The 17,848-nt window shown below is 56.9% G+C and carries 14 protein-coding genes and 2 pseudogenes; 5 read left to right on the top strand and 11 right to left on the bottom strand.

The genetic code is table 11. From position 1 onward, the window contains the following. Positions 1-54: 54 nt before the first annotated feature. The 9 genes from recC to rppH form a co-directional block, all read right to left on the bottom strand. A complete protein-coding gene (gene recC, locus ABLV12_RS00965) occupies positions 55-3,429 on the bottom strand; it encodes an exodeoxyribonuclease V subunit gamma (protein ID WP_335269710.1) in 3,375 nt (1,124 codons plus the stop codon). A 12-nt stretch (positions 3,430-3,441) separates the two neighbouring features. Next, positions 3,442-3,765 (bottom strand): prepilin-type N-terminal cleavage/methylation domain-containing protein, encoded by a 324-nt coding sequence (locus tag ABLV12_RS00960; protein WP_004105238.1) that lies wholly within the window; start codon positions 3,763-3,765, stop codon positions 3,442-3,444. Beyond that, positions 3,750-4,163 (bottom strand): DUF2509 family protein, encoded by a 414-nt coding sequence (locus ABLV12_RS00955; protein WP_064397369.1) that lies wholly within the window; start codon positions 4,161-4,163, stop codon positions 3,750-3,752. The genes ABLV12_RS00960 and ABLV12_RS00955 overlap by 16 nt, the downstream gene beginning before the upstream one ends. Further along, positions 4,160-4,723 carry a prepilin peptidase-dependent protein gene (locus ABLV12_RS00950; protein WP_325905381.1) on the bottom strand — a complete coding sequence of 188 codons (564 nt, stop codon included), beginning with the start codon at positions 4,721-4,723 and terminating at the stop codon, positions 4,160-4,162. Before ABLV12_RS00950 ends, ABLV12_RS00955 begins: the two co-directional genes overlap by 4 nt. Continuing rightward, complete coding sequence (locus ABLV12_RS00945; RefSeq protein ID WP_064397365.1) at positions 4,714-5,181, bottom strand: prepilin peptidase-dependent protein; 468 nt, start codon at positions 5,179-5,181, stop codon at positions 4,714-4,716. Before ABLV12_RS00945 ends, ABLV12_RS00950 begins: the two co-directional genes overlap by 10 nt. Positions 5,182-5,401: 220 nt before the next feature. Further along, positions 5,402-6,196, bottom strand: a complete 795-nt coding sequence (thyA, locus tag ABLV12_RS00940) for a thymidylate synthase (RefSeq protein WP_004105244.1) — start codon at positions 6,194-6,196, stop codon at positions 5,402-5,404. A 6-nt stretch (positions 6,197-6,202) separates the two neighbouring features. After that, on the bottom strand, positions 6,203-7,078 hold the full coding sequence (gene lgt, locus ABLV12_RS00935; protein WP_004115094.1) for a prolipoprotein diacylglyceryl transferase: 876 nt from the start codon (positions 7,076-7,078) through the stop codon (positions 6,203-6,205). 347 nt (positions 7,079-7,425) lie between these two features. Further along, positions 7,426-9,672 carry a phosphoenolpyruvate--protein phosphotransferase gene (gene ptsP, locus ABLV12_RS00930; protein ID WP_004105247.1) on the bottom strand — a complete coding sequence of 749 codons (2,247 nt, stop codon included), beginning with the start codon at positions 9,670-9,672 and terminating at the stop codon, positions 7,426-7,428. A 12-nt stretch (positions 9,673-9,684) separates the two neighbouring features. After that, positions 9,685-10,215: an RNA pyrophosphohydrolase gene (gene rppH / locus ABLV12_RS00925; RefSeq protein WP_004105248.1), complete on the bottom strand. Its 531-nt coding sequence runs from the start codon at positions 10,213-10,215 to the stop codon at positions 9,685-9,687. 453 nt (positions 10,216-10,668) lie between these two features. On the opposite strand from rppH, the pseudogene ABLV12_RS00920 reads away from it, so the two are divergent. The 5 genes and pseudogenes from ABLV12_RS00920 to ABLV12_RS00900 form a co-directional block, all read left to right on the top strand. Further along, a pseudogene (locus tag ABLV12_RS00920) lies at positions 10,669-10,776 on the top strand (hypothetical protein); the annotation flags it as partial. Positions 10,777-10,897: 121 nt separating this feature from the next. After that, on the top strand, positions 10,898-11,593 hold the full coding sequence (gene mutH, locus ABLV12_RS00915) for a DNA mismatch repair endonuclease MutH (protein WP_023330014.1): 696 nt from the start codon (positions 10,898-10,900) through the stop codon (positions 11,591-11,593). A 186-nt stretch (positions 11,594-11,779) separates the two neighbouring features. Beyond that, positions 11,780-12,493, top strand: a complete 714-nt coding sequence (locus ABLV12_RS00910; RefSeq protein ID WP_348866747.1) for a TerC family protein — start codon at positions 11,780-11,782, stop codon at positions 12,491-12,493. 124 nt (positions 12,494-12,617) lie between these two features. Further along, positions 12,618-12,836, top strand: a complete 219-nt coding sequence (locus ABLV12_RS00905) for a YgdI/YgdR family lipoprotein (protein WP_004105255.1) — start codon at positions 12,618-12,620, stop codon at positions 12,834-12,836. Between the two features lie 237 nt (positions 12,837-13,073). Then, positions 13,074-14,114: pseudogene (locus tag ABLV12_RS00900) on the top strand (NADP(H)-dependent aldo-keto reductase). Positions 14,115-14,325: 211 nt separating this feature from the next. Here ABLV12_RS00900 and lplT read toward each other — a convergent pair. Both lplT and aas read right to left on the bottom strand, forming a co-directional pair. Continuing rightward, complete coding sequence (gene lplT, locus ABLV12_RS00895) at positions 14,326-15,519, bottom strand: lysophospholipid transporter LplT (RefSeq protein ID WP_004105260.1); 1,194 nt, start codon at positions 15,517-15,519, stop codon at positions 14,326-14,328. Further along, the gene (gene aas, locus ABLV12_RS00890; RefSeq protein WP_325905382.1) at positions 15,512-17,671 is read right to left on the bottom strand and encodes a bifunctional acyl-ACP--phospholipid O-acyltransferase/long-chain-fatty-acid--ACP ligase; all 2,160 of its coding nucleotides are present in this window, start codon (positions 17,669-17,671) and stop codon (positions 15,512-15,514) included. Before aas ends, lplT begins: the two co-directional genes overlap by 8 nt. Between the last annotated feature and the right edge of the window lie 177 nt (positions 17,672-17,848).

Raw genomic sequence — 17,848 nt, 5'->3', positions numbered from 1 at the left:
TGCGCATCATAAATGAAGTGCCATCTATTGCGCAATTTTTATACTATTACAATGTTATTCGGACTGATGAAAACGAAACACCGGTAGCAAATAACGCTGCGTTTGCGTAAGGATCTCTTCATAGTATTCCGGCTCCAGGGTGCGCCACAGGCGCTGATACCAGACGTCGGCACCTTCGCCTCTGACCACCATGTTCCCTTCATAAGCCTGAAGAAATTTACTGCGCGCTTTTTGCTGCGTCTCTTCGTCCATTAACATGACATTCTTTTCGGCGTCATAACAGACTTTTAGCCATGCACCGCCGCTTTCCGGCAGCAACAGTAGCGGTTTTGACATTCCCTGCAGGTAACCGTCAACGAGCTCATTCAGGTATTCCTGGGCCTGTTCCTGCGCCAGCGGGGGAAAGCGCCACTCGCCTTCTTTGCGCACAAACAGCCGACTTTCGCCGCGACCGCCGCTAGCACAATAGACAAGATGCTCCAGCCAAAGTTGCATTCCCTGCGCCACGCTTAATAACGATGGCCGCCAGCGCAGCAAACCGTCGGATTGTACCTGCTGTAGCCAGCCAGTAATGTTGACTCCGTTACATTGCAAATCGATTTCCATGCTCTGCCCCGGTTGACGGCAGGCTATCACCCGCTCTGCCAGGTTCTGCATCTCCTGACGCTGCGTTTCCCAGGCCAGTTCGCCGAATGCGCCATAGGGTAGCTCCCCGGCGGCACGAAAACGGCGATACATTGCCGAGGCGTCCTGCTGCTCAATCAGCGTATTAAGCAACTGCTGGTTCAGCTGATAGCGGCTCAGCCCTTCGAGGGTAAAAGGTTCATCGTCAGGGATCTCGCTCTCTTCCGAGCGGAAATTCACCCGCAGCCGCTGCTGAAAGAAGGCGCGTACCGGATGCTGCCAGAAGCGCAGCAGCTGTTCCAGAGGCAGGTGATCGAGTTCAGGGACCGGTAGCGGCTGGATAAACTCACCGTGGGCTTCCCCCTGCTGGCTGGCAGCCGCCAGCCATTCCCGGGCATAGCTTTGATCTTCGTTCGCCAGAAAATTCGCGGCATCAAAAGGCATGCGGGTATGCAGATGAGTAATATGTTCTTTAACGCGGCGCTCGCTGGCATCGCAATCCAGATCTTCGTCTCCTTCCAGGCAGTGGCTCTGACCGATATAGTCCGCCAGCTCCTGAACCAGAACCGAGGGATAGCGTTCGCTGTTATCCTGAATAGAACGGCCGATATAGCTGATATAGAGTTTCTGCTCGGCGGAGATCAGGGCTTCAAGGAACAGATAGCGGTCGTCATCGCGACGGCTACGGTCGCCGCGCTGCGGCTTCTGACTCATCAGGTCAAAGCCCAGCGGCGCAAGCGTGCGCGGATAAACGCCGTCGTTCATCCCCAGCAGGCAGACCACCTTGAAAGGAATCGAACGCATCGGCATCAGGGTGCAAATATTAACCGGCCCGGCGAGAAAGCGCTGGCTGATACGCTGCTGATCGAGGCGCAGGGACAGCTCATCGCGCAGCAAGGAGAGCGGTACCGTTTCGCCATACTGGGCGTCGACGCCGCCGTCAATCACCGCCTGCCACTGCTGTTCTATCAGCGCGAGGGCGGCTTCCGTTTCGCTATCCGGGAGGAAAAAGTCATTCAGCAGATCGCGGCATACCGGTAGCCACTCGGCCAGTGGCCGCTCCTGGGCCAGCCCGCGACGCCAGAGATTAAGCTGCATCAGCAGCGATGCCAGGTTGCCCACCAGCTCGGCAATCAGCCCGCTCGACTCATCATAAGGCAGCACCGAGCGCCACTCACCCTCGCTGCTGTCCATGGCATAGCCCAATAACATGCGCGTCAGGCCAAAGCGCCAGGTATGCTGGCCGGTTGCCGGGAGGTCGAGTTCACGCACGTTGTCATCATCCATCCCCCAGCGTACGCCGGATTCGTTCACCCACTGTCGCAGGTAGCGCAGCCCCTCTTCGTCAATGTTAAAGCGCGCCGCCAGCACCGGCACGTCAAGCAGCGCCAGCACATCTTCGCTGGCAAAGCGGCTATCGGGCAGCGAAAGGAGCGTGAGAAAGGCCTGCAGTGCCGGATGCGATTCACGGGCGCGTCGATCGGAAATCGCCCACGGCAGCCAGCGTTCGCCGCTGGCGCTGCCGAAAACCGCCTGAATATACGGGCTATAGCTATCGATATCCGCCACCATGACGATAATATCGCGCGGCGTGAGCTCGGGATTCTCTTCGAGCATCGCCAGCAGCCGATCGTGTAGCACCTCAACTTCTCGCTGTGGGCTATGACAAACATGAATCGTCAGGCTGCGATCGTCCGCTGCCAATGGCCGCTTGCTGCCGCTATTGGCAAACTCTTCGGCGCTGCGCCCGGCCACGGCTTCATTGCGCAGTTCGAGAATGTCCGCCTGAAGATTATGCAGCAGGTTATCCGGCACAATATCGACAAAAGCGTCCAGCTCTTCATAGCGTTCAAGACCCGCCAGCAGGTAGATATAGTCGCGCCCCAGCTTACCCCAGGAGGCCAGTAGCGGGTTGCCGACATCCTGCTCACCGGCGTCGTTGAACAGCCCCGGCGCCTGTTCCGCATCGCGGAACAGTGGCAGCTCTCGCGCCGTTTCGCGGTGGTGGCGCCGCTGGCGGGACAGCAGTTTGGCCAGAAATGCCGGATCTTTGATGTCGCCCCAGTAGTAGCGGCACGGGTTAGTAAAGAGGACATATACATCAACATGTTTACCCAGCGCCTGGAGCGCCTGCAGATACACCGGCGGCAGCGCCGATATTCCGCAAATAAAGACCCGCGATGGCAGCCCGGCGGGCGGCTGTTCGGCGTCTTCAAGCGCGCTGATAAAACGTTGGTACAAGTTGGCGCGATGCCACAGCGGCTGGCCCAGCTCAGCGGTATATTCCACCAGCGCTTTCCACAGCGGCGCCTGCCACTCCTGCGCCTCTCCCAGCCCGTCAACGCGCTGGTCAGCCTCCCAGCGCATCAGCCACTCCGGGCGATAAACCAGATACTGGTCGTAGAGATCCGCCACTCTGGCGGCCAGCTGAAACAGTTTACGCTTGTCGCTATCATCATGCAGGTAGTGGCGCAGTAGCGTAAAAGATTCATCATTAAGCCGCTCTGGTAACAGAGTCATAAGTTTCCAGCTCATGCTTTGCTTGCTGAACGCGCTTTCTCCGGGAATATCTTGCAGCACCCGCACGAACATGTCCCAGATAAAACTGGCGGGTAGCGGGAACTCAATGTTGGCCGCAATCCCGAAGCGCTTCGCCAGCGTCATCTGCAGCCACTGCGCCATCCCGGTACTCTGTACCAGCACCATTTCCGGCATAAAAGGGTCATCCAGCCGCTGGCGCTCGACGATAAACTCCATCAAGGCTTCAAGCACATCCAGACGGTTTGAGTGGTACACCCTTAACATATTCGCTCCTGGCTACTGACTGACCGGGCAATGGAGCCGGGTCATCTGCGCCCGCCTGGCTGCGGGCATCGTGATCGTTACCGTGATGCTGACACATCTTTGCATCGATGTCTGCATACGGGATATCTGGTGGCCCCCGGCAATCGCCGGAGGGCTAAGCTGACCAAATCGCCACGCATCGCGCCACAGCTGACGGTACTGGGTGAGCTGCATAGAACTGCTGGCCAGCCCGCGCTGATAGCCCGCCAGCGCGGTGACGGTGACGATCAGCAAGACTAAAGCCAGGAGCGTTTCCGGCAGGCTAAACCCTCTCTGCCGGCTCAGGGCATCTGGCATAGGCTCACCTCCTTTAACGGGCAAAAATCGCTCCAGCCGTGTGGTGAAAAATGGACGCGATTTTGTTCCACAGCGCCCGACTGCCACAGCAGCATTCTGCCACCGCCGCTGCTGCCAATGAGCAATACCGAGGCGTCGCTGAAGATCCTCAGACAGGCGCGCCAGTCGAGTGCAGCCTTCTGCTGGCAGCTAACCGCTTCTTGCAACGGCCAGGTCAGCGTTTTTCCCCACTGCAGCGCGGAATGCGCATCAGCGGCGTCGCGAAGCGCCCGCGTTTCGCTGGCCGTCTGCGCTAACAGCGAACGCTGCTGCTGGTGCAGCCCCTGGAGTAACAGTGTGCCAAGCGCTAAAAGCAGTAGCACCATCAGCAGCGAAGAGAGCCCGCGCTGGCGATTCACAGGTTATACCCCGTTACGCCATATTCCGCTCGCGCGCGGATTTGCGGGTCGGCAACGGAATGCGCCGCCAGCGTTATCGACAACTCAGGCGAAAAATCCGTCTTATTCTGCCGGGTAACCTGAAAAACGGTGACCTGAATCGCCGCTGGATTGGTCATTTTCTCCCAGCCCTTGCCGCTACACTCCTCCGCCCCTCTCAGGGTTTCCAGCGCCCCGTCGCGCAGGCGAAATCCGGTAGTATCAGATTCTGATGACGGAGAGCGATTCCAGACGCCATCGCTGTTGCCATCCCAACGAACAAGCAGGCAATCGCCGCTCTCTGCGATATACAGCGGTTGCCCGCTACAGCGGCCACGGCAATAACCTGCGCGCTGCAGATGCTTCGCTACGGTGTAGATTCGCTGCCATAGTTCATTTTCCAGCGCCTGCTGCCGGGTCTGGCGAAGCGCGGCCCACTGCAGCGCCGGGAGAAAACGCGCGCTGCCGAGCAACAGCACGGAGCCGATCGCCATCGCCATTAGCGTTTCCGGCAGGGAAAAGCCGCGTTTTTTTACAGACATGATGCCGTCTCCTCGCCGCGACACAGGCGAATACGCCCCCAGTTAGAAACGATAATATTCCAGCCGCCCGCCGCGCTTTGCAGGCGGATATGTCCCGCCCAGGCGGTATTTCGTAGGCCGTAAAATCCTAGCCCCGGCGTCATCGCGCTGAGCGAAACCTCCGGCCATAGCGGCTGCAGCGTGAAAGCGTTGCTGACGCTACAGTCGTTCGTCAATCCGCTGACGCTCAGGCACCAGCCCTCCGCGCTTCGGTCGACGCTTAATACCCTGTCGCGGTTGTGCCAGTTGGCGTCATCGCGTAGCAGCACCAGATAATCGCGAACCAGGCAGGCGGTTTGCCACAGACGCTGCTGCTGTTGCCAGCTCTGCCAGCCATAAAGTCCGCTGGCGCCAAGAATGACGACGACGACCATGGTGACCAGGGTTTCAATCAGGGTATAGCCATGTTCTCTGTTCATGGCCCGAGTATGCGTAGCATTGAGGCTTTATACGAACGGGAAAATGGCGCTTTGCGTCGCGCCTCGGAGAGTATTCAAGGCGTTGCAACGGATTACAAAAGTACAGGAAATCTGCTCGCAAAAAATCCGTACGACCAGCGGCTTACAGCCGCGGCTCGGCCGGGTTGGCGCATAAAAAAACCGGCGCTCGCAGGCGCCGGTTTTCATCATGACTTCGGGGTTAAATCGCGACCGGCGCTTTAATCCCCGGATGCGGATCGTACCCTTCGATTTCGAAGTCTTCAAAGCGGTAGTCGAAAATCGACGCTGGCTTGCGTTTGATCACCAGCTTCGGCAGCGCCCGCGGTTCGCGGCTTAGCTGCAGGTGCGTCTGCTCCATGTGGTTGCTGTACAGGTGCGTGTCGCCGCCGGTCCAGACAAAATCGCCCACTTCGAGGTCGCACTGCTGGGCTACCATATGCACCAGCAGCGCGTAGCTGGCGATATTGAACGGCAGGCCGAGGAACACGTCGCAAGAGCGCTGATAGAGCTGGCAGGAGAGCTTGCCGTCGGCGACATAGAACTGGAAGAACGCATGGCACGGCGCCAGCGCCATTTTGTTCAGTTCGCCGACGTTCCAGGCCGAGACGATAATCCGACGAGAGTCGGGATCGTTTTTCAGCTGTTCCATCACCGTGCTAATCTGGTCGATGTGACGGCCGTCCGGCGCGGGCCAGGAACGCCACTGCTTGCCATAAACCGGACCCAGGTCGCCGTTTTCATCCGCCCATTCATCCCAGATAGTGACGTTGTTTTCGTGCAGATACGCGACGTTGGTGTCACCCTTCAGGAACCACAGCAGTTCATGGATGATGGAGCGTAAATGACAGCGCTTGGTCGTCACCAACGGGAATCCTTCCTGCAGGTTAAAACGCATCTGGTGGCCGAAAATAGAGACGGTGCCGGTACCGGTGCGGTCATTTTTTTGCGTGCCCTCGTCGAGCACTTTCTGCATCAAATCAAGATACTGTTTCATGGTTCCTCAAGAATTTTGTTGCTGCGGACGAGAACGGTACGCCCAGACCATCATTATGATACCCGCAAGCACCATCGGAATCGAAAGAATCTGCCCCATGCTGATGTACTGTACCCAGCCGCCGGTAAACTGCGCATCAGGCTGGCGGAAGAATTCCACGATGATGCGGAACAAGCCATAGCCGATAAGGAACAGCCCGGAAACCGAACCGGCCGGACGCGGCTTACGGATAAAGAGGTTCAGGATCAGGAACAGCACCACGCCTTCCAGCGCCAGTTCATAGAGCTGCGAAGCATGACGCGGCAGCGCGCCGTAGGTATCGAACAGCGATTGCCACTCCGGATGCGATGGCAGCAGCGCCAGATCTTCCGCCCGAGAGCCGGGGAAAATCATGCTGTAGTGGAAGTTCGGATCGACGCGACCCCACAGTTCACCGTTGATAAAGTTACCCAGACGCCCGGCGCCGAGACCAAACGGAATCAGCGGCGCAATGAAGTCAGAAACCTGGAAGAAGGTACGCTTCGTGCGTTTGGCGAAAATGATCATCACCAGAATCACGCCGATCAGGCCGCCGTGGAAGGACATACCGCCGTCCCAGACGCGGAACAGATAGAGCGGATCGTCGAGGAACACCGGCAGGTTGTAGAAGAAGACATAGCCAAGACGCCCGCCGAGGAAAACCCCAAGGAATCCGGCGTACAGCAGGTTTTCAACTTCGTTTTTTGTCCAACCGCTGCCTGGACGATTGGCCCGACGGGTGGCCAACCACATCGCAAAAACAAACCCAACCAGGTACATCAGGCCGTACCAGTGGAGGGAGACCGGTCCAATGGAAAAAATTACCGGATCAAACTCCGGAAAATGCAGGTAGCCACTATTCATCTGTCACCATAAAGACTTGTTATTCCGCCGAAAGTGGACAGCGGGGATCGTTCACGCGCGTCAGAAACGGGCGCTCCAAAGGCTGCGAATGATAGCATAAGCGCCAGGGGCGATCCCCGTTGGACATGTAAAAGATATGTATACGAATGCGAATTCGCGGCTGAGCATTCCCGGAGGCGGCGCGCTGCGCCTGTCCGGGCTACCCAACCCTCAGGCCGCTCGAACCTCGTCAGCGTCGTCCCGGGCCACGGCTAACGCCTTACCCGGGCTACAAAATTTGCCGGCCATTCCCGGAAGCGGCGTGTTGCGCCTTACCCGGGCTACAAATTCTTGAACCGTAGCCCGCGCTAACGGCCGCCGCGAATCAGGCCGCCGAGTCCTCGTCGTTCCATAAATGCCGCGACCTGATGGCGCACTTCGGCGGTCATCTGCGCTTCCAGGCTTCGCTGTGAAAGCTCCTGAGCTTCATTGATATCGATGCGCCGCAGCAGATACTTCACTCTCGCCACCGAACGGCCGTTCATCGACAGATGACGATAGCCCATGCCAATCAGGATCGTCACGCACATTGGATCGCCCGCCATTTCTCCGCACAGGCGCAGATCGATACCAAAACGCTCGGCGTCGCGGGCAATCATCGCCAGCGCCCGCAGAACCCCAGGATGCAGGCTGTCATACATACTGGCGACCCGGGTATTGTTGCGATCCACCGCCAGAATGTACTGGGTCAGATCGTTGGTGCCGACGGAAATAAAATCGACGCGGTTCGCCAGCTGCGGCAGCATAAACACCATCGACGGCACTTCCAGCATCACGCCAAGACGCGGGCGGGGAATGGCGTAGCCGATCATCTCTTCCACTTCGCGGCTGGCGCGATCGATCAGGCGACGAGCCTCATCCACTTCATCGAGGCTGGTAACCATCGGCAGCAGGATACTGAGGTTTCCGGTCGCCGCGTTGGCGCGCAGCATCGCGCGGACCTGCACCAGAAAGATCTCCGGCTGATCGAGCGTGATCCGAATCCCACGCCAGCCAAGGCACGGGTTCTCTTCGCTGATCGGCATGTACGGCAGCTGTTTGTCCGCGCCGATGTCCAGCGTGCGCAGCGTCACCGATTTATCGTTGAACATCTGCAGCATGCCCTGATATTGGGCAACCTGCTCCTCTTCAGAGGGGAAGCCGCTTTGCAGCATAAAGGGGATTTCGGTACGGTAAAGTCCAATCCCGTCGACGAAGTTGCCGAGCTTTTCTTCATGCTCGGGGCTCAGGCCCGCGTTGAGCATCACTTTTACCCGCTCGCCGCTTTTCAGTTCCGAAGCGCGTTCAAGATCGTCCTCAGCCAGGCGGCTAAGCTCGTTTTCTTCGCTGATCAGGCGCTGATACTCTTGCAGCAGCACCGGCTCCGGGTCGACCAGCAGCTCGCCGCGATAGCCATCGACAATCAGCGTATGGCCGTGCAGCAACGAAGGCTGGATATCCGCCCCCATCACCGTCGGAATGCCCAACGCGCGGACCATAATCGCGGCATGGGAGTTCGCCGCGCCATCGCGCACCACCACGCCGGCTAAACGATCCTGAGGAACCTCCGCTAAGGTGGTGGCCGACAGTTCATCCGCCACCAGCACGATGCGCTCCGGCCAGGTATTTGGCCCCTGAATACTGTCGTCGAGATGGAAAAGCAGCCGCTGGCCCAGCGTGCGCAGATCGCCCGCGCGCTCTTTCAGATAGCCATCGCTGAGCGCGGCAAACTGTTCGGCGAATTTCTCGATGATCTTTTTCACCGCCCATTCGGCCACCGCGCCTTTATCCACTTCGGCAAACAGCTCGCGGCGCAGGCGCGCGTCAGAAAGCAGGTGCGAATAGAGGTCAAAAATGGCCGCCGTCTCTTTCTGCGCGCCAGCAGAGTAGCGTTTGCTGTAGCGGCGAAACTCATTCGCCGCCTCTTCCAGCGCGCCGGTCAGCCGCTCGCGCTCGGAAGCGGTATCGAGGGTTGAGGCTTCATAAACCTGCTCCATCAGCGGCAGGCTGACGTCCATCCAGCCTTCGGCAATTGCTACGCCGGACGATGCGGGCAGCGCGCGGATGCGGGTCTGACGATACTGACCAAATAGCGCGTTTAGCTGGGACTGGGAGAGAATGCCGGCGATTTGCGTGGCCAGCGTGACAAGAAAAGACTCTTCGCTTTCGTCAAACTGGCGCAGCTCGCGCTGCTGTACCACCAGCACGCCGAGCAGCTGACGCCGCTGGATAATCGGCACCCCGAGGAAAGCGCGAAAGCGGCCCTCTTTTACGGCAGGAATATATTTAAAGCTGGGGTGCTTTTGCGCGTCGGCGAGGTTGATGGGTTCCGCCAGGCGGCCGACCAGGCCGACCAGGCCTTCATCAAAAGCAAGCGCAACGATGCGCCCGCGGGGCTTTTTCAACCCGCGCGTCGCCATCAGGTAATAACAGCGTCGGTCATGATCAGCCAGATAAACCGAACAAACTTCCGTCTCCATCGCAGCGCAGATATCGGTTACCAGGATATCCAGCGCCTCGTTTAAACGTGGCGCACTCGCGACCTTCTCGACTATTTCTCGCAACCGAGTGAGCATAATGTGCGTGGCTTAACCTCTTTTACGTCGATATGCAGGCGCGCTTTGCGGCTTAGGCGTGTTTTCCGCCAGCGCCATTGTGACGCTGGCAAACTCTTTCATCACCCTGCGGTATACGTCGCGCTTAAACGACACCACCTGACGCACCGGGTACCAGTAGCTTACCCATCGCCAGCCATCAAACTCAGGTGTACTGCTGGTTTGCATATTGACATCTGCATCACTGCCTATCAATTGCAGGAGAAACCACTTCTGTTTCTGGCCGATACATACCGGCTTTGTGTCCCAACGCACCAAACGTTTAGGCAATTTGTAACGCAACCAGTTACGGGTTGAAGCGAGGATCCGCACATCTTTGCGGCTAAGCCCGACTTCTTCGAACAATTCCCGATACATCGCCTGCTCTGCTGATTCTCCTGGATTTATGCCCCCTTGCGGGAACTGCCACGAGTGCTGACCATAGCGCCTGGCCCACATAACCTGGCCCTGGCGATTACAGATTACAATACCGACATTTGGGCGGTAGCCATCGTCATCAATCACCGGACTACCTCAAAATAAGCTTCAATGTGAATGATTGTTTCACACTCGCTGGAAACGGTAAACCACTCTGTGAGGGCGATGAGATCGAATAACATTTGAATAACTCACAGTAATACCCGGAGTTATAAACAGCGAAAGCCGTACCCGGACGATTTTATTCACTTTTTCTGTGGATAGAGTTGTGAAGAAGTACGGAATTAACCAGGGAAAACCCGGAATCATCCGAACGGCGTAGTCATAACCCTCGATAATAATGACCTAATTTTCATTAAGTTAGCATGGTGAAATTTCATAATCCACTGCATAACGTGACGATCATCACATAAGCGATCCTGGAACTGATGAAAGATCGAGCAATGTTGGTTTTATCCACAGATTACGCAAGCGCTCTGGGCATATTTTGTCTAAAAACTCGATTTTCCTCTCACGTCAAGGCTGTAAATGGAAACAGTAGTGGGGCTTTTCCCCAGTTATCCCATTTTTCTGTGGATAACATGGTGTAAGATCCTGTTCATTGTCGGTGACCAGTTCTGGAAAACCCGGTTTTACAAATTTCATCGCGGCAAAAAATCGCAAAAAAAGCTATATGAATCATCAAATTGTCATACTTACCCAAGAAAAGGTAAACTCTATCCACAACGGATGAAATTACCGCTCATTTTTTAGTCAGAGGTTTTACGTTATGTCGACCATCGCGCCGCTGTTATCCCCCCCGCAAAGCCAGGCGCAGCTGCTGGCCCAGGCGCAGCAGCTGGCAGGCTATTCGCTGGGAGAGCTGGCGATGCTTGCCGGAATTCCCATTCCGCGCGATTTAAAACGTGATAAAGGCTGGATCGGTATTCTGCTGGAAATATGGCTGGGGGCGAGCGCAGGCAGCAAGCCGGAGCAGGATTTCGCCACCCTCGGCGTTGAGCTGAAAACGATTCCCATCGATGCTTTTGGCCGGCCGCTGGAAACTACCTTCGTCTGCGTCGCGCCGCTAACCGGCAACAGCGGCGTTACCTGGGAGAGCAGCCACGTTCGTCACAAGCTTAAGCGCGTGCTGTGGGTACCGGTAGAGGGCGATCGCGCGATCCCTTTAGCCGACCGCCGCGTTGGGGCTCCGCTGCTGTGGAGCCCCAGCGAAGAAGAAGAGCGACAGCTACGTATGGATTGGGAAGAGCTGATGGACCTGATCGTCCTTGGCCAGGTCGAACGTATCACCGCTCGCCACGGCGAAGTTCTGCAGCTGCGCCCGAAAGCGGCCAACAGCAAAGCGCTGACCGAGGCCGTAGGCGCCCGCGGCGAACCGATCCTCACCTTACCGCGCGGTTTCTATCTGAAGAAAAATTTTACCGCCGCCCTGCTCGCCCGCCATTTTCTTCTTTACCCTAAATAAATCGGCTTGCTTCACGGCGGTCATTAAACGCCTGCCGAAGCGTAGAAACCTTACGCGACCTGGGTCAGCGCAATCGGCTAACAATAAGGTAAACCAAAGCTGAACGGCCTGGATGATGATTAATTTTTTGTTCTGCCATGACGGTTGCATATAATTGCTTCTTTCTATTTTGCAGGACTTTGAATGATGTTATTTGCATGGGTAACCGATCCTAACGCCTGGCTGGCGCTTGGTACGCTGACGCTGCTGGAGATAGTGCTCGGGATCGATAATATTATTTTCCTCTCTCTGGTGGTCGCTAAGCTGCCCACGGCACAACGGGCACATGCCCGCCGCATTGGGCTGATGGGCGCGATGATCATGCGTCTGGCGCTGCTGGCGTCAATCGCATGGGTCGTCAAGCTCACTCACCCTCTCTTTACCGTATTAGGTCAGGAGATCTCTTTTCGCGATCTGATCCTGCTGCTCGGCGGGCTGTTTCTGATCTGGAAAGCGAGTAAAGAGATCCACGAATCCATCGAAGGCGAAGAAGAAGGGCTGAAAACCAACGTTCATTCATTTATGGGCGCTATCGTGCAGATTATGCTGCTGGATATTATTTTCAGCCTCGATTCGGTCATTACCGCCGTTGGGCTGTCGGATCATCTGTTTATAATGATGGCGGCAGTAGTTATCGCGGTGCTGGTGATGATGGTTGCCGCCCGCTCGATAGGCGATTTTGTCGATCGCCACCCTTCGGTAAAAATGCTCGCGCTGTCGTTTTTGATCCTTGTCGGCTTTACGCTGATGCTCGAAAGTTTCGACGTGCACGTGCCGAAAGGTTACATCTATTTCGCCATGTTCTTCTCGATTGCGGTTGAGAGCCTCAACCTGCTGCGAAATAAAAAAAATCCGCTGTAGAGCGCTAAAATGCAGCCCTGAAACGGGCTGCAATCTTTTTTTAAGACTTAACTGCTTTTTATGTCTCACAAATCAGGCTATTAATATACTGGTACGAGGTGCGGCTATAATAGGGGTGATAACGATGAAAAAATGGGCAGTATTGATTTCCGCCGTAGGACTGGCGTTCTCGGTTTCAGGTTGCAGCAGCGATTACGTCATGGCAACCAAAGATGGTCGCATGATTCTGACTGACGGCAAACCCGCTATAGACGACGATACTGGCCTTATCAGCTACGAAGATCAGCAGGGTAATAAAATGCAGATCAATCGTGATGACGTTTCGCAGATTATTAAACGTTAAGACTCGCCGCTACGCAGCGATGGCTCCTTTATCGCTCGCCTAAGCAGGTTTCAATATTCTTCAGCATTAAAATAAAAGTCGGGATACACCTGATCTGTCCGCGAGGATTCGTCAGGCCTGATTCCGCCAGCCCGGCTTTTTTGATTTTTTTACTTCCCCTTTTTCTTCCCCTCTGCCATTTTTATATTCCTTTGTCGGGGAACGCCTGACCTTGTTGATAAAAAAAGGAAGCCGGCTATGCAGTATCACCGTATCCCACACAGTTCTCTTGAAATCAGCACGCTGGGGCTGGGCACAATGACGTTTGGTGAGCAGAATAGCGAGGCAGACGCCCATGAGCAGCTCGATTACGCCGTGAGCCAGGGCATAAACCTGATCGATGTCGCTGAAATGTATCCCGTCCCGCCGCGCCCGGAAACCCAGGGTCTGACGTAAACCTACGTCGGCAACTGGCTGGCGAAGCGCGGTAACCGCGAGAAGCTGGTTATCGCCTCTAAAGTCAGCGGCCCTGCCCGCAATAACGACAGCAGCATCCGTCCTGACCACAAACTGGATCGTAAAAATATCCGCGAGGCGCTTCACGACAGCCTGAAGCGCCTGCAGACCGATTATCTCGATCTCTATCAGGTACACTGGCCGCAGCGCCCAACCAACTGTTTCGGCAAACTGGGCTACACCTGGGCCGATTCCGCGCCGGTCGTCACTCTCCTGGATACGCTGGATGCTCTGGCTGAATTCCAGCGTGCCGGCAAAATTCGCTATATCGGCGTTTCCAACGAAACAGCATTTGGCGTCATGCGTTACCTTCATCTTGCGGATAAACACGACCTGCCGCGCATTGTGACGATCCAGAACCCGTACAGCCTGGTGAACCGCAGCTATGAAGTGGGCCTGGCGGAAGTTAGCCAGTATGAAGGCGTTGAACTGCTGGCCTATTCCTGCCTCGCGTTCGGTACGCTGACCGGGAAGTACCTCAATGGCGCAAAACCGGTCGGCGCGCGCAATACGCTGTTCAGCCGTTTTACGCGCTATAGCGGCGAGCAAACGCAAAAAGCGGTGGCGGCCTATGTCGATATCGCGAAGCGGCATAACCTTGACCCGGCACAAATGGCGCTGGCCTTCGTGCGTCGTCAGCCGTTTGTCGCCAGTACCCTGCTGGGCGCGACGACCATGGAACAGCTGAAAACCAACGTCGAAAGCCTCCATCTGGAGCTGAGCGCAGAGGTGTTAGCGGAGATTGAAGCGGTGCATCAGGTCTATACCTACCCGGCGCCGTAAGAGCGTAAAGTCCCGGTCGCGGCGTGAACGCCTTGTCCGGGCGACAAAATGGCGCAACCATACAGGCCTCTTTCCCGGAGGCGATGCTAAGCATCTTTTCGGGCTACAAGTTCTAAAAGCTCCCGGATTGCGGCTGACGCCTTATCCGGGCTACAGCGTCACCGCATAGGCGGAACGGTAGCCTGGCTAAGCGCAGCGCGAGCCGGGGATGTTATTTGCGCCGTCCCCAGATCCACAGGGCGGTAATTGCCAGCGCGAACACTACGCCAAAACCCATCCCCACGCCGACCACCGGAATGCCGATGCTCACCGCCAGCGAATAGAGCCCCAGCATCAGCAGCATCGCCACGTTTTCGCCCAGGTTCTGCACCGCGATAGCGTTGCCCGCGCCGACCGTATGCTTGCCGCGCTCCTGGAGCAGCGCATTGAGCGGCACGATAAAGAAGCCGCCAAACGCGCCGAGCAGCAGCAGCAGAGCAAACGCCGGCAGCAGCGCCTGCTGAATGGCGAAAAAGATGACCGCCACGCCAATTAATATCCCGGCAGGCATACAGCGCGACACCGTTTCCAACGTCACCAGCTTCGCCGCCGCGCCAGCTCCCAGCACGATCCCCACCGCCACCATCGCGTTAAGGTAGGTCGGCATCGCGTTGCTGGTAATGCCCAGCGCTACCGGGACCCACAGCACCAGCAGAAAGCGCAGCGTCACGCCCGCTCCCCAGAACAAGCTGGTGCCGACTAATGAAAAGCGGGTTTCGCCGTTGCGCCATAGGGTCGTACAGGCGCTGAAAAAGCTGTGGGTCATCGGCCTGAAGCGCCAGGATTGCCCCGGACGCGCCGCGGGCAACTTCGGGATCCACAGGTTGGCAACGACCGCCCCGGCGTACACCACCGCGCAGACGCTGAGCGCCGCCACAACGTGCCAGTCGGCGAGAATACCGCCCGCCATCGAGCCGAGCAGGATCGCCGCAATGGTGGATGACTCCATCAGGCCATTCGCTTTCACTAACTTATCGCCGGTAGTCAGCTCGCCAAGGATGCCGTATTTAGCCGGAGAATAAGCGGCGGCGCCGATACCGACCAGGGTATAGCCGAGAAACGGATTCACGCCGAAGCAGATGCAGCCCGCGCCGATAAGCTTCAGGCCGTTGGCTACCATCATCACTCGTCCCTTAGCGAAGCTATCGGCAAATTGCCCGACAAACGGCGCAAAAAGAATGTAAGCGCCCACAAACAACATCTGTAATACCGGCTGGCTCCACTCCGGGTAGGACAGCTGCTTCATCAGCGCCAGGGTAGCGAACAGCAGCGCGTTGTCGCCGAATGCTGAGAGAAACTGGGCGCAGATAACCGCTATCATCCCTTTCGAGTACAGCGAATTGTTAGTGTGTACTGACTCACTCATCCGAATCTTCCGTCCGATCAACCATACTTTTAAGAGTGACAAAGTCCGGCTTGCCGCTGCCCAATACCGGGAGCTGTTTCAGCCAGCGAATGTCGCGCGGTACCGCCAGCTCCGGTACGCCGTGTTCGCGGGCATAGCGCAGCAGTTTTTCACGATTCAGTTCATTATCGGTGGTAAACAGCACCAGCGCCTCGCCTTTGCTGGCGTCCTGTTTAATCGCCGTGGCGTGCATTTTGTCCGGCGAAACCGCCAGCGCCACCTGCTCGACCATCTCCAGCGACACCATCTCGCCGGCGATTTTGGCAAAGCGCTTCGCGCGGCCCTGTATCCGCACGTAGCCCTGCTCGTCAAAGCTGACGATATCTCCGGTGTCGTACCAGCCGTTTTCCACTTCTCCGTGCTGATTCTCCGCCGCGGGCGCTTCCAGTACGCCCGGATTTTCCACCCGCAGATAGCCGTTCATGATGTTCGGCCCTTTAAGCTGCAGCCGGCCTCCCTCTTCAATTCCGGGCATCGCCAACAAACGCGCATCCATTCCAGGCAGAATTCGGCCAACGGTGCCCACTTTTGTCGCCATCGGCACGTTAATCGACACCACCGGCGCGCATTCGGTGACGCCGTAGCCTTCAAGAATGCGCAGACCAAACTTGTCCTGCCAGATCTGCTTCGTGATCTCCTGCAGCTTCTCTGCGCCGGCGACAACGTAACGCAGGCGATAGAAATCATAGGGATTCGCAAAGCGGGCGTAGTTGCCGAGGAAGGTGGAGGTGCCGAACAGCACGGTACAGTTACGGTCATATACCAGTTCCGGCACCACGCGGTAGTGTAACGGGCTGGGATAGAGGAAGACTTCCGCGCCGGTAAACAGCGGGGTCAGCAGGCCGACCGTCAGGCCAAAGGAGTGGAACAGCGGCAGCGCCGACATAAAGCGGTCGTTAGCGGTAAAGTCGGCAATTGTTTTAATCTGTTCGACGTTGGCCAGCAGGCTCTTGTGGCTATGTACCACTCCTTTCGGATTGCCTTCCGAGCCGGAGGTAAACAGGATCATCGCCGCATCTTCCGGCTCCTGCTTCACCTGCGCCAGCTTCGGCATCAGCAGATGGCCAAAAATCCACAGCTTATCGGCGGCGGTAACGTCGCCTTTTAAATCTTCGAGAAACACCCAGCGTACCTGAGTCAACTGCTCCGGCAGGTGCCAGAGCTTGCCTTTATCGAGAAAGGTGCGTGAGGTAAAGATGGTTTTGATTTCCGCCGCGGTAATGGCGCTGCTCAGGCCTTTCACTCCGGCGGTATAGTTCATCATCGCCGGGATGCGTCCACGGGCGATCGCGCCGAAAATCACCGCCGCGCTAATTCCTGCATTCGGCAGCATCAGGCCGATTTTTTCCCCCTGAGCGCTGTATTTTTCCAGAATACGCGCCACGAACAGGGTTTTGGTCAGCAGCTTGCGGTAGGTGTCCGGCTGAAAGTTGATATCTTCCACGCAGTTTTTACGCGCGCCGAAGCGGTCCTGGGCCGCCAGCAGCGACTCGTACAGCGTTTCGCGCGGGCGCACCGCCATCCGCGCCTCCATCATGATCTGATGCAGCATCTCACCGGCAATTTTTCGCCGGTCGCGGGCGCGCGGCGCCTCGGGCATCGGCAAATGAGTCGGCGGCAGCAGGTGCAGCTGAATGCGCGGGAACAGGCGGCGTCTGACCAGCCCCTTCAGACGGCTAAAATGGGTTAATTCGGCGCCTTCGATTCTCAACGGCACTATGGTTGCCTGCGACTTCGCCGCCACAAAGGCCGCGCCGTCGTAAATCTTCATCAGCGAACCGCTCACCGAAATGCGCCCTTCCGGAAAAATCACCACCGGGCGCCCCTGCTCAATGAGGCGTACCAGATGCTTTATCGACATCGGTTTGGTGGGATCCAGCGGGACAAAATCAATCAGCGGCTTTAGCGCGCGCATAAACCAGCGCTCGCTAATCGAGGAATAGACCGCAAAGACCGGGCGCACCGGCAGGAAAAGCGCCAGCAGAACGCCGTCAATAAAAGAGACATGGTTTGGGGTGATCAGTACCTTTTGCTGGTACAGCGCCTGCGTGTCACCGGTAAGCCTTACCCGATACAATCCTTTGAATAGCAGTCTAAAAAATCCCAAAAGCATAACAACTCCGTTTGACCGGTTAATCAGTCAAAGCAGGTTACACGAGAAGCGGCGGGAAATGCAGTGTGGGGAGCGGAATTCAGGACAAAAAAAACCTGCGCATCCGCGCAGGTCGGTGCAAGATAATCAGTACGAAGAGCGTACGTAAAAAACTCACCAATCAATACCTCTGGGATC

Source organism: Klebsiella sp. CN_Kp100, from assembly GCF_040065315.1.
Lineage (GTDB): Bacteria > Pseudomonadota > Gammaproteobacteria > Enterobacterales > Enterobacteriaceae > Klebsiella > Klebsiella oxytoca.
Note: the sequence above shows the minus strand (reverse complement) of the source record. Positions and strands in the feature narration are given on the sequence as shown.

Excerpts from the sequence above, each read along its gene's own strand:
- recC (WP_335269710.1), bottom strand. The coding sequence starts at position 3,429 with ATGTTAAGGGTGTACCACTCAAACCGTCTGGATGTGCTTGAAGCCTTG.
- ABLV12_RS00960 (WP_004105238.1), bottom strand. The coding sequence starts at position 3,765 with ATGCCAGATGCCCTGAGCCGGCAGAGAGGGTTTAGCCTGCCGGAAACG.
- ABLV12_RS00950 (WP_325905381.1), bottom strand. The coding sequence starts at position 4,723 with ATGTCTGTAAAAAAACGCGGCTTTTCCCTGCCGGAAACGCTAATGGCG.
- ABLV12_RS00945 (WP_064397365.1), bottom strand. The coding sequence starts at position 5,181 with ATGAACAGAGAACATGGCTATACCCTGATTGAAACCCTGGTCACCATG.
- thyA (WP_004105244.1), bottom strand. The coding sequence starts at position 6,196 with ATGAAACAGTATCTTGATTTGATGCAGAAAGTGCTCGACGAGGGCACG.
- lgt (WP_004115094.1), bottom strand. The coding sequence starts at position 7,078 with ATGAATAGTGGCTACCTGCATTTTCCGGAGTTTGATCCGGTAATTTTT.
- ptsP (WP_004105247.1), bottom strand. The coding sequence starts at position 9,672 with ATGCTCACTCGGTTGCGAGAAATAGTCGAGAAGGTCGCGAGTGCGCCA.
- mutH (WP_023330014.1), top strand. The coding sequence starts at position 10,898 with ATGTCGACCATCGCGCCGCTGTTATCCCCCCCGCAAAGCCAGGCGCAG.
- ABLV12_RS00910 (WP_348866747.1), top strand. The coding sequence starts at position 11,780 with ATGTTATTTGCATGGGTAACCGATCCTAACGCCTGGCTGGCGCTTGGT.
- ABLV12_RS00905 (WP_004105255.1), top strand. The coding sequence starts at position 12,618 with ATGAAAAAATGGGCAGTATTGATTTCCGCCGTAGGACTGGCGTTCTCG.
- lplT (WP_004105260.1), bottom strand. The coding sequence starts at position 15,519 with ATGAGTGAGTCAGTACACACTAACAATTCGCTGTACTCGAAAGGGATG.
- aas (WP_325905382.1), bottom strand. The coding sequence starts at position 17,671 with ATGCTTTTGGGATTTTTTAGACTGCTATTCAAAGGATTGTATCGGGTA.